The organism is Pantoea sp. S18 (assembly GCF_045689705.1).
Taxonomy (GTDB): Bacteria; Pseudomonadota; Gammaproteobacteria; order Enterobacterales; family Enterobacteriaceae; genus Pantoea; species Pantoea symbiotica.
In genome coordinates this window covers 928,984-946,288 of the sequence record NZ_CP142688.1, presented here as the reverse complement: position 1 = coordinate 946,288, position 17,305 = coordinate 928,984, and the positions used below count along the sequence as shown (strand labels likewise).

General features: G+C 58.3%; 4 protein-coding genes. All 4 read left to right on the top strand.

Features of this window, described 5'->3' with window-relative positions; genetic code table 11:
• Window positions 1-36: 36 nt before the first annotated feature.
• Window positions 37-4,293, top strand: coding sequence for a hypothetical protein (locus tag VIJ98_RS04145; RefSeq protein WP_323272403.1), 4,257 nt, complete (start codon window positions 37-39; stop codon window positions 4,291-4,293).
• Between the two features lie 179 nt (window positions 4,294-4,472).
• On the top strand, window positions 4,473-9,308 hold the full coding sequence (locus tag VIJ98_RS04140) for a hypothetical protein (protein ID WP_323272401.1): 4,836 nt from the start codon (window positions 4,473-4,475) through the stop codon (window positions 9,306-9,308).
• Between the two features lie 174 nt (window positions 9,309-9,482).
• Entirely contained in the window at window positions 9,483-13,490 is a 4,008-nt protein-coding gene (locus tag VIJ98_RS04135) for an Ig-like domain repeat protein (protein WP_323272400.1), read from the top strand.
• Window positions 13,491-13,658: 168 nt separating this feature from the next.
• Window positions 13,659-17,303 (top strand): hypothetical protein, encoded by a 3,645-nt coding sequence (locus tag VIJ98_RS04130; RefSeq protein ID WP_323272398.1) that lies wholly within the window; start codon window positions 13,659-13,661, stop codon window positions 17,301-17,303.
• Window positions 17,304-17,305: the final 2 nt, after the last annotated feature.

The following is a 17,305-nucleotide window of genomic DNA, read 5'->3' as shown; positions in this document are numbered from 1 at the left end:
TACCGGCCATTACCTCATCAATAATGGTTCAGACAAATGGATTCCAGGAAAAACCGCCATAACCCTTACGGCACGGAGCAGGACGAACTGCCGCAGCCGCTTTCTGATACGCACACACTGACCGTCTTCGACGCGCACGTCAGCGCCTATACAGCAACCACCGCCGCAACCCCCGAAGAGAGCTTTGACGCCGAGCGCCTGCAGAAGATCAGCACCGGTAAGCAGCTCGAAACCCAGGCCGGCCTGATTATCCAGAACCATAACAGCCGCCTCGAAGTATCCGAGTACAATTGGTTCGGCTACAACTCCAAAACCCTGCTGGTCGGTGAAAAAAGCACCATCGCCTTCACCCTCGGCGCGCAGGGCATGTCCGAGTTCAGCTTCGACTACTTTGCCCTGCACAACCACACCACCGTAATGAACTTCTACGACGCCGCCGGCAACCTGATTGGCTCCGAGAAGCTGCTCTACACCGGCTCCGTCACCGCCAAACAGTTCGTCATCAAAACCCTGATCTTCACCGCCCCGTCCGGCACCCAGATTGCCCGCGCCGAGCTGGTCACCGGCGACGAGCCCTCCGTCGGCGACTACGGCTTCCATATCGACAACGTGAAGTGGGCCGCCGCCGGCCCGCTGCCGGTGAACTTCACCTTTGACCTCATGCAGAAGGACAGCGGCACCAGCACCACTGACTTCATCACTAAAGACGGCAGCGCAGGCCGCCAGGTGGAAGGGACACTGAGCCGCGCCCTCGCCTTCTCCGAAACGCTACAGTTCTGGGACGGCAGCAAATGGGTGAACGCCACCGTTACCGGCATGAAATGGAAGGCGCAGGACGGCACCGCCCACAGCGCTGACTGGGAGTATAAGCTGCGCGTGGTCGACGCCGCCGGCAACATCACGCCGGAGCAGAGCCACCAGGTGGTCTACGACATCACGCCGCCGCCGGTGCAGGTTATCTTTGACCACATGAGCAAGGACGATGCCCTGCCCGGCGACTGGCGCACCACCGACGGCTCCGCCGGGCGCATCGTCAGCGGCTCGCTTGACCGGGCGCCCGACGCCGGCGACGTCGCCGAGTACTCATACGACGGTGGCAAAACCTGGCACAGGCTGCCCCTGAATGGCACCGACTGGTCCTTTACCGACCCGGACGGCCACCTGGCCGACTGGCAGTACCAGATACGCTTTACCGACGTCGCCGGCAACGTCTCCTCCCCCGCGACGCAGGACGTCACGCTGCTGCCGGGGCCGCCCGACCTGACCTTCCAGCGCATGCAGAAGGACACCGGCAGCCAGGATGACGACTTCATCACGAAGGACGGCTCCGCCGGACGCCTGGTCGAAGGCACGATAAGCCGGGCGCTGGTGCCGGGCGAAACACTGGAGTTCTGGGACGGCACAAAGTGGATGCCCGCCACCGTAACCGGACAGGTCTGGCAGGTGCAGGACAACACCGCACACGCCGGCGGCTGGGAATATAAGCTGCGTGTCGTCGACGCCGCCGGCAACACGACCCGTGAGCAGAGCCAGCAGGTGGTGCTCGACGTCACCCCGTCCGACGTGCTCGTCACCTTTAATCGCATGAGTAAGGACGACGGCGTCGCCGGCGACTGGGAGACCACCGACGGCTCCGCCGGGCGTATCGTCACCGGCTATCTCAGCAAGCCCCTCCTCCCGGGTGACGTCATTGAGTACTCAACCGACGACGGCGTAACCTGGCAGAAGCTCAGCCTCAGCGGCCTCAGCTGGAGCTTCACCGACCCCGCCGCGCACGACGAAGACTGGCAGTATCAGGTACGCATCACGGATATCGCCGGCAACGTTACCGAACCGGTCGTCCAGCACGCCATGCTGCTGCCGCTCGCCATCACCCTGCGCTTTGACCAGATGGAGAAAGACACCGGCGCCAGCGACAGCGACTTCATCACCAAAGACGGCTCCGCCGGACGTCGCGTTAAGGGCACCCTCAGCCGCGAGCTCAACACCGGCGAGACGCTGGAGTTCTGGAACGGCACAAAGTGGGTGCCCGCCACAGCCAGCGGCCTGACCTGGCAGGCGCAGGACGACTCCGCGCACGCCGCCAGCTGGACCTACAAGGTGCGCGTGGTCGACGCGAGCGGCAGCACGCTGGAGGACCAGCACCAGGACGTGGTGCTGAGCCCGCCGCCCGCCGTGCGCATCACCTTTGACCACATGGAGAAGGACGACGGCGTCGCCGGCGACTGGCGCACCACCGACGGCAGTGCCGGCCGCACCGTCTCCGGCAGCCTTGATCGGACGTTGAACCCCGGCGACGTCGTGGAGTACTCCCTCGACGGCGGCATCACCTGGCAGACTGCCGCCCTCGACGGCTCCACCTGGTCCTTTACCGACCCCGCGGCCCACGGCAGCGACTGGGCCTACCAGGTGCGCATCAGCGACGTCGCCGGCAGCATCGGCACGCCCGTCAGCCAGCACGTTGTGCTGCTGCCGCCGCCGCCGGTAAGCCTCACCTTTACGCGCATGGAAAAGGATTCCGGCATCAGCGCCAGCGACTTCATCACCAACGACGGCTCTGCCGGGCGCCAGGTCGAAGGTACGCTCAGCCGCGCCCTCAGCGCGGGCGAAACGCTGGAGATGTGGGACGGCGCGAAGTGGGTCGCAGCCACGGTGGACGGTCTGAGGTGGCAGGCGCAGGACGATATCGAGCACGCCGCCAGTTGGCAGTACAAGCTGCGCGTGGTGAACGCCGCCGGCGTGCCCTTCCACGAGCAGGCGCAGAACGTGGTGCTCGACCTCGCGCTGCCTGACGCCGCCGACCTGTCCGGCATGGGTAAAGACAGCGGGCTGGACGTGCAGAACCTGTTTACCAACGACGGGCGTGAGGGACGGATTTACTGGGGCACCTTTGACAAAGCGGAGACCGGCGTGCGCGTTGAGGTCACCACCGACGGCGGCGTCACCTGGCACGAGGCGCTGATTGATGGCAATAAGTGGAGCTGGCAGGATGATGCGGCACACGCCGCAGACTGGACGGTGCAGACGCGCATCACTGACCGCGCGGGCAACACCTATGACGGCAGCGTGCATCAGATTCGCATGGATGCCACGCCGCCGAATCATCCGGACCTGATTAACCGCGAAGGCGACAACCTGACGGTGAGCCTGATAAACAGCAACGTGGTGGCCGGCGATAAGGTTATCGTCCACATCGACGGCAAGAACGCCTTTTACACCCTGACCCCCGCCGATATCCAGGCGGGCCAGGCCGTGGTGAAACTGCCGGCCAATATTCGCCTGTCGGTGGAGTATCGCGCCGCCTTTATGGACGTGCACGGCAACGTGTCGGACTACTTCTCCCGCATGCCATCTATTCTTGACTTTGAAGATCAAGCTGTGTTTCGCAACCCTGTCCTGAATAGGCCTTATGACTATGGCCTGTTTAGTACTACCTGGCTCGAATCTTCTTCTGTTTCATATGGATATCATGGCATTCATTATGAAGGAGGTACGAAGGCATTATCCATAAGCGGCGGCAGTGTGAGACTGGATGTTAATAATGGATTAAAAAGCAACAAAATAACCTTTGAGCTAATGTGGGTAAATGATCCAAGCACGACCTTTGAGTTTTATGACGGAGCGGATATCGTCCACACCTACACGCAGCCCTATGTTCAAACGAACACATATGTGACTATTACGCTTCCTGCCGGTAAGGAATTCACCGGTATGAAAGTCATAGCGCGTGGCGACTGGATTGGTATAGATAATCTGAACTTACATATCAATACCGACAAAATCCTGCCAACGGAAACCGTTCAGACCATAGTTAAAGACGATCTAATTTCTGTCGGCGATAATCTGGATAATATATTCATACTGAATAACGTCAGCGACCTCAGTAAAATCCAGACGCTTAACGGTAATGGTGGTACCGATACGCTGAAGTTATCGGGAGCGGGCCAGACGCTGGACCTTACCGCATTCCTCGGCAAAATTCAGTCGATGGAGGTGATCGATCTTACCGGCAGCGGCCACAACACGCTCAACCTGTCGCTCGGTGACGTGCTGCAACAGGGCGGTAAAGACCTGTTCAACTTGTCCAGCAACGTGCAGATGGTGGTCAGGGGCAACGCCGGCGATAAGGTCAACCTCTCCGACCTGCTGCCCGACAAAGGCGACGTCGGCAACTGGAGCAGCAGCGGCAACGTTACCGTCGGCGGCGTGGTCTACAACGTCTGGCAGCACAGCGCCCTCGACGCCGAGCTGCTGGTGCAGAACGGCGTGACGACCAATCTCATCAATCACTGATCCGCACTACGCGCAGCAGAAAATGATTCTGCTGCGCCTTTCCTCAATTCCCCCTATTCGCTAATTCTTAAGTCCAGAACAAAAAAATATATTCGTCTGATAACAGACATGTCTGTACGGCGTATTTTTTGTGCCTGATTAGCATACCGGCCATTACCCAAATTGAATGGTCAGGAAAAATGGATTTTAAAAAAAACCGCTACAACCCTTTCGGCACCGAGCAGGACGAGCTGCCCATGGCGCAGACCACCGTTGCCGCTGCCGTGATGGCCGCCGCGCCCGCAGCCGCCCCGGAAGAAAGCTTTGACGCCGAGCGCATTCAGCGCATCAGCACCGGCGCGCAGCTTGAAACCCAGGCCGGCCTGATCATCCAGAACCACAACAGCCGCCTCGAAATCGCCGAGTACAACTGGTTCGGCTACAACTCCAAAACCCTGCTGGTCGGCGAAAAAAGCACCATCGCCTTCACTCTCGGCGCGCAGGGCATGTCCGAGTTCAGCTTCGACTACTTTGCCCTGCACAACCATACCACCGTGATGAACTTCTACGACGCCGCCGGCAACCTGATTGGCTCCGAGAAGCTGCTCTACACCGGCTCCGTCACCGCCAAACAGTTCGTCATCAAAACCCTGACCTTCACCGCCCCGTCCGGCACCCAGATTGCCCGCGCCGAGCTGGTCACCGGCGACGAGCCCTCCGTCGGCGACTACGGCTTCCACATCGACAACGTCAGGTGGAGTGCATCCAATCTGCTGCCGGTTAACATCACCTTCGACCAGATGCAGAAGGACTCCGGCGCCAGCGCCGCCGACTTCATCACCAACGACGGCTCCGCCGGTCGCCAGGTAAACGGCACCCTGAGCCGCGCACTCAGCGCGAACGAAACCCTGGAGTTCTGGGACGGCTCGAAATGGGTGACCGCCAGCGTCAGCGGCATGCGCTGGCAGGCTCAGGACGCTATCGCCCACGCCGCAGACTGGGAATACAAACTGCGCGTGGTCGATAACACCGGTAAAACCACTCAAGAACAGAGCCAGAAGGTGGTGCTCGACGTCACACCATCACCGGTGCAGGTTATCTTCGAGCGCATAGGCAAAGACGACGGCGTCGCCGACGACTGGAAAACCACCGACGGCAGTGCCGGCCGCACCGTCAGCGGTAAGCTTGACCGCGCGCCCGACGCCGGCGACGTCGCCGAATACTCCACCGACGGCAGTAAAACCTGGCACAAACTCACCCTGAACGGGCTGGACTGGTCCTTCACCGACGCGGACGGTCATAAAGCCAACTGGCAGTATCAGGTGCGCATCACCGATGTCGCCGGCAACGTCGCCGTTCCTGCGGTGCAGGATGTGGTGCTGCTGCCACCTCCGGTACGCCTCAGCTTTGACCGCATGGATAAGGATACCGGGTCCAACGCGACCGACTTCATCACTAAAGACGGATCTGCCGGACGCACTGTGGAAGGTAACCTCAGCCGTCTGCTAGAACCGGGTGAAAAACTGGAGTTCTGGAATGGCACCCAGTGGGTGGAGGCCACCGCCAACGGCCTGCGCTGGCATGCACAAGATGACACCGCGCACGGCAGCAGCTGGACCTACAAAGTGCGCGTGATTAACGCCTCCGGTAGTACGCTGGAAGATCGGCACCAGGATGTAGTGCTCACCCCTTCTCTCCCCATTCAGGCCACTTTTGAACGAATGGAGAAAGATTCCGGTAGCAGTGGTACCGACTTCATCACCAGAGACGGTTCCGCCGGACGCCTCGTACAGGGGACGCTCAGCCGCACTCTGGATCCGGATGAAACCCTGGAGTTCTGGAACGGCTCGGCCTGGGTTAAGGCCACAGCCAACGGTATGAACTGGCAAGCACAGGATACCAGTGCGCACGGCGATACCTGGCAATATAAGCTGCGTATCACCGACGTCGCTGGTAGCACTCTTCACGAAAAGACTCAGGAAGTGATGCTCGACGTCACGCCTTCTGACGTTCAGGTTATTTTTGAGCGCATGGGCAAAGACGACGGCATGGCGGACGACTGGCAAACCACCGATGGCTCCGCTGGGCGCACCGTCAGCGGTAAGCTTGACCGCGCGCTCAGCCCCGGCGACGTCATCGAGTACTCTCTCGACGGAGGTGCCACCTGGCTGAAGCTCACCGTAAGCGGCCTGAGCTGGAGCTTCACCGACAGCAGCGCGCACAGCGAAGACTGGCAGTATCAGGTGCGCATCACCGACGTCGCCGGCAACGTCGCTGCACCGGTGGTGCAGGAAGTGGTGCTGCTCACCACCGCCATCAGCCTCACCTTTACCCGCATGGATAAGGACACCGGCGACAGCGATACCGACTTCATCACGAAGGACGGCTCCGCCGGACGCCTGGTCGAAGGCACAATGAGCCGCGCCCTCCTGCCGGGCGAAACCCTGAAGTTCTGGAACGGCGTGCAGTGGATTAACGCCACCGTGAACGGTACAACCTGGCAGGCGCAGGACGACCGCCTGCACCCGGTCAGCTGGCAGTACAAGCTGCGCCTTACCGACAGCACGGGCAGCACCCTGCAGGACCTCGCCCAGAATGTGACGCTCATCCAGCCGCTGCCCGTGCAGGCGACGTTTGAGCACATGGACAAAGACACCGGCAGCAGCGCAAGCGACTTCATTACGAAGGACGGCACCGCCGGCCGCCGGGTCGAGGGCACCCTCAGCCGCGCGCTGGAGCCGGGCGAGAAGCTTGAGTTCTGGAACGGCACGGCCTGGGTCAGCGCCACCGTGAGCGGCATGACGTGGCAGGCGCAGGACACGACAGCGCACGCGGCCAGTTGGCAGTATAAAGTCCGCATCACAGACGACGTCGGCAAGGCCCTGCACGAGAAGGCACAGAGCGTGGTGCTCGACGTCACGCCGTCTGCCGTGAACATCACCTTCGAGCGCATGGAGAAGGACGACGGCACCCCTGCCGACTGGAAAACCTCCGACGGCAGCGCCGGGCGCACCGTGTCAGGCAGTCTTGACCGCGCGCTGAACGCCGGTGACGTCGTTGAGTTCTCGCTCGACGGCGGTCTCACCTGGCGGCCCGTCACACTGAACGGACTGGCGTGGTCCTTCACCGACCCGGATGCCCATGACAAAGACTGGCAATATCAGGTGCGCATCACCGACGTCGCCGGCAACGTCGCCGCGCCGGTCACTCAGGACGTGGCGCTGCTCGCCACCGACATATCCCTCACCTTCACCCGCATGGATAAGGATACCGGCGGCAGCGCCACCGACTTCATCACGGAGGACGGTTCCGCCGGACGTAAGGTTGAAGGCACGCTAAGCCGCCTCCTTTTACCAGGCGAAAAACTTGAGTTTTGGAACGGTAAAGCCTGGGTTCTCGCCGCTGTGGACGGACTGGTCTGGCAGGCACAGGATAACACCGAGCACAACGCCGACTGGGAATACAAGTTACGCGTTACTGACCTCAGAAATAATGAAATTATCGAGCAAAAGCAGCAAGTTGTGCTTGAAGGCCCGCTACCAGAGGAGGCTCTGCTGTCCAGTATGGGCAAAGACAGCGGGTTGGACTCACATAACCTGTTTACCAACGACGGGCGCTCAGGGCGCATCTACTGGGGAACTTTCGACGAAACAGGCATCGGCGCACGGGTTGAAGTTACCACCGACGGTGGACTCACCTGGCACGAGGCGCTGATTGACGGCAACAAATGGCTATGGCAGGACAGCGCGGCGCACACTGCAGACTGGACGCTGCAGACACGCGTCACAAATAAGTCCGGAAAGAGCACCGAAGGCGCCGTGCATCAGGTGCAACTGGATACCACGCAGCCTAATGCACCGGAGATGATTAATCGGGAAGGCAATTACCTGACTGTCAGCCTGAAAGACAGTAACGTGGTGGCAGGCGATAAGATAATCGTGCATATCAATAATAAGAATGCATTCTATACCTTAACCAATGCCGATATTTTGGCGGGTCAGGCCGTCATCACGCTGCCTGCTAACATCCCGCTGTCGGCAGAATATCGCGCCGCCTTTATGGATATACACGGCAACATATCGGACTATTACTCTCGTAAGGAATATATTGTTGATTTTGAAGATGCTCCGTTATTCCAGGGCGTAACCGCCGGAAAGACTTATGACATTGGCTTGGTTAGTCTTACATGGTCAGGTAATAGTAATTTTAATGGTATTGTTAATTGGGATTCACATGAACTGATTAATGATGGGCGTTCTGCGATGAAGATGGAACTCAATAAAGGTTTTAAAAGCAATAAGGTTTCTTTCTTTATTGGGGGATTAAACCGAACCAGTATGGTTCTGGAATTTTATGACGGCGCGACAAAAATCCACACTCACATAATTGACGGTAAGCGTGTTAACCAAAATGTGACAGTTACCTTGCCTGCTGGAAAAAAATTCACCAGCATAATTTTCCCTGGAGGCCCCTCCGATGAATATTCGTTGGACAATTTTAATTTCCACTCTTCGACCAATAAGATACTGCCAACCGAGACCGTTCAGAACATAGTAAAAGACGATCTCATTTCCGTAGGCGATAATTTGGACAACATCTTTGTGGTGCATAACGTCAGCGACCTGAGCAAAATCGAGATGCTCAACGGCAACGGTGGCATTGATACGCTGAAACTCGCAGGTGCGAATCAGACGCTGGATCTCACTAGCTTCCTCAGCAAAATCCAGTCGATGGAGGTGATTGATATTACCGGCAGCGGCAATAACAACCTCAACCTGTCGCTAGGCGATATTCTGCAGCAGGGCAGCAAAGATCTGTTAAATATGTCCGGCAACGTGCAGATGGTGGTGAAAGGCAACGCCGGCGATAAGGTTAACCTCTCCGATCTGCTACCGGATAATGGCGACGTTGGCGACTGGAGCAGCAGCGGCAATGTTACTGTCGGCGGGGTAGTCTACACCGTCTGGCAGCACAGTGCGCTTGACGCTGAACTGCTGGTGCAGAGCGGCGTCACCACCAACGTAATTAATCATTAATCATGCCACGCGCGGTGGGAAACCTCCCGCTGCGCTTTCTAATTTTCCTTCCCCGCCATTTCTTAAGTCCCCGCCGCAAAAATATTTTTGCCTGATACCAGACATGTCTGGACCGCGCTATTCCCTGACCTCTTTAGGATAGCGACCATTACCTCTACTTAATGGTCACGAAAAATGGATTTTAAAAAAAACCGCTATAACCCATACGGCACAGAGCAGGACGAACTGCCCGTGGCGCAGACCTCCGTCGCCACTGCCGTTATGGCAGCAGCGCCAGCAGCCGTCCCCGAAGAGCGCTTCGACGCCGAACGCAGTCAGAAGATCAGCAGCGGCTCCCTGCTCGAGACCCAGGCCGGCCTGATTATCCAGAACCACAACAGCCGCCTCGAAATCGCCGAGTTCAACTGGTTTGGCTACAACTCTAAGACGCTGCAGGTCGGTGAAAAGAGCACCATCAACTTCACCCTCGGCGCCCAGGGCATGTCCGAATTCAGCTTCGACTACTTTGCCCTGCACAACCACACCACTGTGATGAACTTTTACGACGTTAACGGCACCCTGATTGGCTCCGAAAAGCTGCTCTACACCGGCTCCGTCACCGCCAAACAGTTCGTCATTAAAACCCTGAGCTTCACCGCACCGTCCGGCACCCAGATTGCCCGCGCCGAGCTGGTCACCGGCGACGAGCCCGCCGTCGGCGACTACGGCTTCCACGTCGACAACGTCAGGTGGGCCGCCGCCGGCCCGCTGCCGGTGAACTTCACCTTTGACCGGATGCAGAAGGACACCGGCACCAGCGCCACCGACTTCATTACCAAAGACGGCTCCGCCGGGCGCCAGGTGGAAGGCACTCTGAGCCGCGCCCTCAGCGCGAACGAAACGCTGGAGTTCTGGGACGGCAGCAGGTGGGTGGCCGCCAGCGTGAACGGCATGCGCTGGCAGGCGCAGGACGGCACCGCGCACGCCGCCGACTGGGAGTACAGGCTGCGCGTGGTGGACGCCGCCGGCAACGCCACGCCGGAGCAGAGCCATCAGGTGGTGCTCGACGTCACGCCGCCGCCGGTGCAGGTTATCTTCGAGCGCATGAGCAAGGACGACGGCGTCGCGGACGACTGGCGCACCGCCGACGGCTCCGCCGGCCGCCTCGTCAGCGGCTCGCTTGACCGCACGCCCGACGCCGGTGACGTCGCCGAATACTCGTACGACGGCGGCAAAACCTGGCATACGCTCACCCTGAACGGGCTGGACTGGTCCTTCACCGACCCCGACAGCCACAACGCCGACTGGCAGTATCTGATACGCTTCACCGATATCGCCGGCAACGTCGCCGCTCCGGCGGTGCAGGACGTGGTCCTGCTGCCAGGCGATATCACCTTCACCTTCGACCTGATGGAGAAGGACACCGGCAGCAGCGACACTGATTTCATCACCAAAGACGGTTCCGCCGGGCGCCAGGTGGAAGGTACGATGAGCCGCACCCTCGCCGCCTCCGAAACCCTGCAGTTCTGGGACGGTTCAAAATGGGTAAATGCCATCGTCAGCGGCCTGAGCTGGCAGGCGCCGGACAACACCGCGCATGCCGCCGACTGGGAATATAAGCTGCGCGTAGTGGATGCCGCCGGCAACACCACGCCGGAGCAGAGCCAGCAGGTGGTGCTCGACGTTATGCCGTCCGACGTGCAGATTATCTTTGAACGCATGAGTAAAGACGATGGCATTGCGGACGACTGGCAAACCACCGATGGCTCTTCTGGCCGCCTCGTTAGCGGAAAGCTTGACCGCGCGCTCACCCCCGGCGACCTCATTGAGTACTCGCTGGATGGCGGCACAACCTGGCATAAGCTCACCCTGAACGGCCTCAACTGGTCCTTCACCGACGGCGGTGCACATGCCGTAGACTGGCAGTATCAGGTGCGCATCACTGATATCGCCGGCAACGTCGCGGCTCCGGTCACTCAGGATGTGTTACTGCTGCCCGGCGCTATCAGCCTCACCTTTACCCGCATGGAAAAAGATACTGGAACCAGCGACAACGACTTCATCACCCGCGACGGCTCCGCCGGTCGTCAGGTGGAAGGCACGCTCAGTCGCCTGCTTAATCCGGGCGAAAAGCTGGAGTTCTGGGACGGTACTCAATGGGTAGTGGCCACCGTCAACGGTCTGACATGGCAGGCACAGGACAATATTGAGCACCACAGTCGTTGGGATTATTGGGTGCGCGTCGTTGACGCTGCGGGCACAACGGTTCATGACCAACTGCAGAATGTATTGCTTGATACCACCTCGTCCGATGTGCAGATTCATTTTGAGCGCATGGAGAAAGATGACGGTATCGCTAACGACTGGCGTACCAGCGATGGCAGCGCAGGCCGAACCGTTTACGGAACTCTTAGCAAAGCGCTCAGTGCTGGTGACCTTATTGAATACTCCCTCGATGGCGGCATGACCTGGAAGACACTGACCGTTAACGGTGTTAACTGGTCATTTGTTGACGATATTGAACATTCTGCCGATTGGGAATATCAAGTCCGTATCACGGACGTGGCGGGGAACATCTCATCGCCCCATAAGCAGCAGGCAACGCTTGAGTCCGTGCTGGCTGAAGTCACTATTGATGCCGTATCTAAGGACAGTGGTTTTGCGGCTCGTGACGCGGACTTCCTGACACGAGATGGCGCGGCTGGGCGACTGGTTCATGGTTCTATCAGTGAAGCGCTTAAACCAGGCGAAAAAGTGCAGGTGTCATTCGATGACGGTGTAACCTGGCATGACGCCCAACATGACGGCAAAAAATGGTTTGTGGTCGATAACGGCATTCACAACGCTGACTGGGTGATTAAAGCGCGAGTTGCCAATGCGAATAGTTTCGGTAAAGAACAGCAACAAACATTGCACTATCATAGGGTTAATGTTGATGCGCCTGAGATTACATGGGACGGAAAACAGCTTGCAGCAACACTGCCAGCCACGGCGGTAACGGGTGAAACTCTGCAATTTATGATTGATGGCAAATCAGTAGTGGTTAATTTATCTGCCGCAGATATTGCATCAGGAAAGGCCATTGTTGCTCTGGACTCATCTCAAGTGGGTAATCCAAAGGATATACGCGCTAGTTATATTGATATGGTAGGAAACAATTCAAACTGGAGAGTATTAAAGCCGGAATTAAAGAGTGAATATCTTGAAAGTTTCAATAAAAAAAGTGCCACTGCAATAAAAACAGGTGATGAATTTATTTTTGATGCATTTACCCTCAAAGCTCTTTCTGTTTCTAATGGTGAGTTCAAAAATCGGTTTGGTAACACGAACCAAGGTGGAATAGGTAAGCCACCGACCAGCATGGCACTTGAAATCGCTAATGGTGGCGGCGACACCTCATATAAAATCGATTTAAAGAATAATAAACCTGCAAACAGAATATCCTTCCTGGTGGGTGATCTAAATCTCCATGAAACTATCACGGCTACGTTTTACGATGCCGCAGGAAAGGTAGTGAGAACATTAACTCAGGCAGGTACGCAATCGGCTGACATCACAACCATTGCGTTTGAATTGCCCTATGGAGAAGTATTTTCATCGTTGAAGTTTACGTTAAACTATTCACAATGGTCTTATGTATGGCTTGATGATGTTAAATTAAGTTATGTTGATTATATCCCTCAGAGCTATACGGAGGCACCTTTACATCTTCAAATAATCAATCAGAACACTCTTTATATGGGCAGCGACAGCGATGATGTATTCCAGCTTAGTGATGCCAGCTATCTTAATAGCAATGACTTTTTCCTGCGTGGTCAGGGCGGCATTGATACGCTGCAACTTACCGGTAAAAACATCAATCTCGATCTGACCGCATTAGCTGGAAAAATTCAGTCAACTGAGATAATTAATCTGACCGGAACCGGCAATAATACCCTGTCCCTTTCTCTGGGCGATGTCCTGCAGCAGGGCGGCAAAGATCTGTTCAACATGTCGGGCAACGTGCAGATGGTGGTGAAAGGCAACGCCGGGGATAAGGTAAACCTCTCCGATCTGCTGCCGGACAATGGCGACGTTGGCGACTGGAGCAGCAGCGGCAATGTTACGGTCGGCGGCGTGGTGTACGCCGTCTGGCAGCACAGCGCGATCGACGCTGAACTGCTGGTACAAAGTGGTGTAACGACAACCCTTATCAATCACTGATCATCCCTAAATGTAGCGAAGCTCTGTTTCGCTACATTATTTTCATTACTCATATCTTAAGCTTGCACCTTAAAAATATTCCCCGCAGCAATCAGACAGGTCTGTACGGCACATCTCCTCTCATTACTTAGGATAACGCTCATTACCTCTACCTAATGGTCAAGAAAAATGGATTTCAGAAAAAACCGCTCCAACGCCTACGGCACGGAACAGGATGAACTGCCTTATCAGCCGATAGCCAGCCCCACAGCAACCCTTTCCGCCGCACCGGCTACGGCGGTCCCCGAAGAGCGCTTCGACGCCGAACGCAGTCAGAAGATCAGCAGCGGCTCCCTGCTTGAGACCCAGGCCGGCCTGATTATCCAGAACCACAACAGCCGCCTCGAAATCGCCGAGTTCAACTGGTTTGGCTACAACTCTAAGACGCTGCAGGTCGGTGAAAAGAGCACCATCAACTTCACCCTCGGCGCCCAGGGCATGTCCGAATTCAGCTTCGACTACTTTGCCCTGCACAACCACACCACTGTGATGAACTTTTACGACGTTAACGGCACCCTGATTGGCTCCGAAAAGCTGCTCTACACCGGCTCCGTCACCGCCAAACAGTTCGTCATTAAAACCCTGAGCTTCACCGCACCGTCCGGCACCCAGATTGCCCGCGCCGAGCTGGTCACCGGCGACGAGCCCGCCGTCGGCGACTACGGCTTCCACGTCGACAACGTCAGGTGGGCCGCCGCCGGCCCGCTGCCGGTGAACTTCACCTTTGACCGGATGCAGAAGGACACCGGCACCAGCGCCACCGACTTCATTACCAAAGACGGCTCCGCCGGGCGCCAGGTGGAAGGCACTCTGAGCCGCGCCCTCAGCGCGAACGAAACGCTGGAGTTCTGGGACGGCAGCAGGTGGGTGGCCGCCAGCGTGAACGGCATGCGCTGGCAGGCGCAGGACGGCACCGCGCACGCCGCCGACTGGGAGTACAGGCTGCGCGTGGTGGACGCCGCCGGCAACGCCACGCCGGAGCAGAGCCATCAGGTGGTGCTCGACGTCACGCCGCCGCCGGTGCAGGTTATCTTCGAGCGCATGAGCAAGGACGACGGCGTCGCGGACGACTGGCGCACCGCCGACGGCTCCGCCGGCCGCCTCGTCAGCGGCTCGCTTGACCGCACGCCCGACGCCGGTGACGTCGCCGAATACTCGTACGACGGCGGCAAAACATGGCATACGCTCACCCTGAACGGGCTGGACTGGTCCTTCACCGACCCCGACGGCCACAACGCCGACTGGCAGTATCTGATACGCTTCACCGATATCGCCGGCAACGTCGCCGCTCCGGCGGTGCAGGACGTGGTCCTGCTGCCGCTCGACATCACCCTCTCCTTTGACCGCATGGAAAAAGACACCGGCGCCAGCGACAGCGACTTCATCACCCGCGACGGCTCCGCCGGCCGCCGGGTCGAAGGCACGCTGAGCCGCGAGCTCAACGCCGGCGAAACCCTGCAGTTCTGGAACGGCACCGCGTGGGTGAACGCCACCGCAACCGGCCTCACCTGGCAGGCGCAGGACGACGCGGCGCACGGCGGCAGCTGGACCTACAGGCTGCGCGTCGTCGACGCCACCGGCAGCACGCTTGAGGACCAGCATCAGGACGTGCTGCTCACCCCGCCCTCACCGGTGCGGGTCACCTTCGATTACATGGAGAAGGATGACGGCATCGCTGGCGACTGGCGCACCAGCGACGGCTCCGCCGGACGCCTCGTCAGCGGAAAGCTTGACCGCGCGCTCAGCCCCGGCGACGTCGTCGAATACTCCCTCGACGGCGGCGTCAGCTGGCAGGTCGCCACCCTGAACGGCCTCGGCTGGTCCTTCACCGACCCCGCCGCCCACGGCCAGGACTGGGTTTATCTCGTGCGCATCCACGACGTCGCCGGCAATATTGCCGCCCCGGTCAGTCAGACCGCCGTGCTGCTCCCGCCGCCGCCGGTCAGCCTCACCTTCGAGCGCATGGACAAAGACTCCGGCATCAGCGCCACCGACTTCATCACCAATGACGGCAGCGCCGGGCGCCTTGTCGAAGGCACCCTCAGCCGCGCGCTCAGCGAGGGCGAGACGCTGGAGATGTGGGACGGCCAGCGCTGGGTCAGCGTCAGCGTCAGCGGCCTCAGCTGGAGCGCGCTGGACGACGCCACCCACGCCGCCGACTGGCAGTACAAACTGCGCGTCCTCAACCCCGGCGGCGTCCCGTTCCACGAGCAGACGCAGGACGTGGTGCTCGACCTCGCGCTGCCGGACGCCGCCGGCCTCTCCGGGATGGGCAAAGACAGCGGGCTGGACGTGCAGAACCTCTACACCAGCGACGGCCGCGCCGGGCGCATTTACTGGGGCACCTTCGCCGCTGCGGAAACCGGCGCGCGTGTGGAGGTCACCACCGACGGCGGCCTCACCTGGCACGACGCCCTGACTGATGGCAACAGGTGGAGCTGGCAGGATAACGAAGACCACGGCGCAGACTGGACGGTGCAGACGCGCATCACCGACCGCGCGGGCAACACCTACGAAGGCACGCCGCATCAGGTGCGCATGGACGCCACGCCGCCTGACCATCCGGATTTGATTAACCGCGAGGGCGACAGGCTGACGGTCAGCCTGAAGAACAGCGGCGTGGTTGCCGGCGATAAGGTTATCGTCCACATCAACGGCAAGAACGCCTTTTACACCCTCACCGCTGCCGATATCCAGGCGGGTCAGGCCATTGTGACGCTGCCGGCCAACAGCCGCCTGTCGGCGGAGTACCGCGCCGCCTTTATGGACGTGCACGGCAACGTGTCGGACTACTTCTCCCGCACGCCGCTGATCTTCGATTTTGAAGATCAGAAGGCTTTTAATTATCCGGTCAGAAATAAAACGTATGACTTTGGTTTGTTCAGTATTATCTGGTCAGGTTCATCGGCTAACCATGGAATTACTGGTGTCGCTAAAGAACAGGGCATGCAATATCCAACTAATACACTGGGAATATCATGCGTGGGAGATCCGGTAACGTTGATGCTAAATCATGGTAAAAAAAGCAACAAAATGACCTTCGAGATTAAAGACTTAACTCTCGGGGACATTAGGATTGAATTTTATGATGATGGAAAATTGGCATATAACTACACTGCCTATATGCGCAATGGTAAATACCAATATCTGACAGTGGATCTGCCCGCAGGAAAAGAATTTACCTCCATAAAATTTATTCCAGCAACTCCAAATGATGTTCTGGCTATCGATAACCTGAACTTCTGGGTTTATGACGATAAAATCCTGCCAACGGATTCCGTTCAGACCGTGCTTAACGGCGACCTTATTTCCGTGGGTGATAACCTGGATAATCTCTTTATCGTCAATAACGTAAGCGACCTGAGCAAAATCGAGACGCTCAACGGCAACGGCGGCATCGATACGCTGAAGCTGGCGGGGGCGAATCAGACGCTGGATCTCACCTCTTTCCTCGGCAAGATTCAGTCAATGGAGGTGATCGATATTACCGGCAACGGAAATAACACCCTCAACCTGTCGCTGGGCGATATTCTGCAACAGGGCGGCAAAGATCTGTTCAACATCTCAGGCAACGTGCAGATGGTGGTGAAAGGCAATGCCGGCGACAAAATAAACCTCTCAGATCTCCTGCCCGACAAAAGTGATGTAGGCGACTGGAGCAGCAGCGGCAACGTTACGGTCGGCGGCGTGACGTACGCCGTCTGGCAGCACAGCGCGCTCGATGCTGAACTGCTGGTGCAGAGCGGCATCACCACTAACCTGCTCAATCATTAATC

What these genes read in the sequence shown, in the direction of transcription:
- VIJ98_RS04135 (WP_323272400.1), top strand. Translation starts at nt 9,483, where the DNA reads ATGGATTTTAAAAAAAACCGCTATAACCCATACGGCACAGAGCAGGAC.
- VIJ98_RS04140 (WP_323272401.1), top strand. Translation starts at nt 4,473, where the DNA reads ATGGATTTTAAAAAAAACCGCTACAACCCTTTCGGCACCGAGCAGGAC.
- VIJ98_RS04145 (WP_323272403.1), top strand. Translation starts at nt 37, where the DNA reads ATGGATTCCAGGAAAAACCGCCATAACCCTTACGGCACGGAGCAGGAC.
- VIJ98_RS04130 (WP_323272398.1), top strand. Translation starts at nt 13,659, where the DNA reads ATGGATTTCAGAAAAAACCGCTCCAACGCCTACGGCACGGAACAGGAT.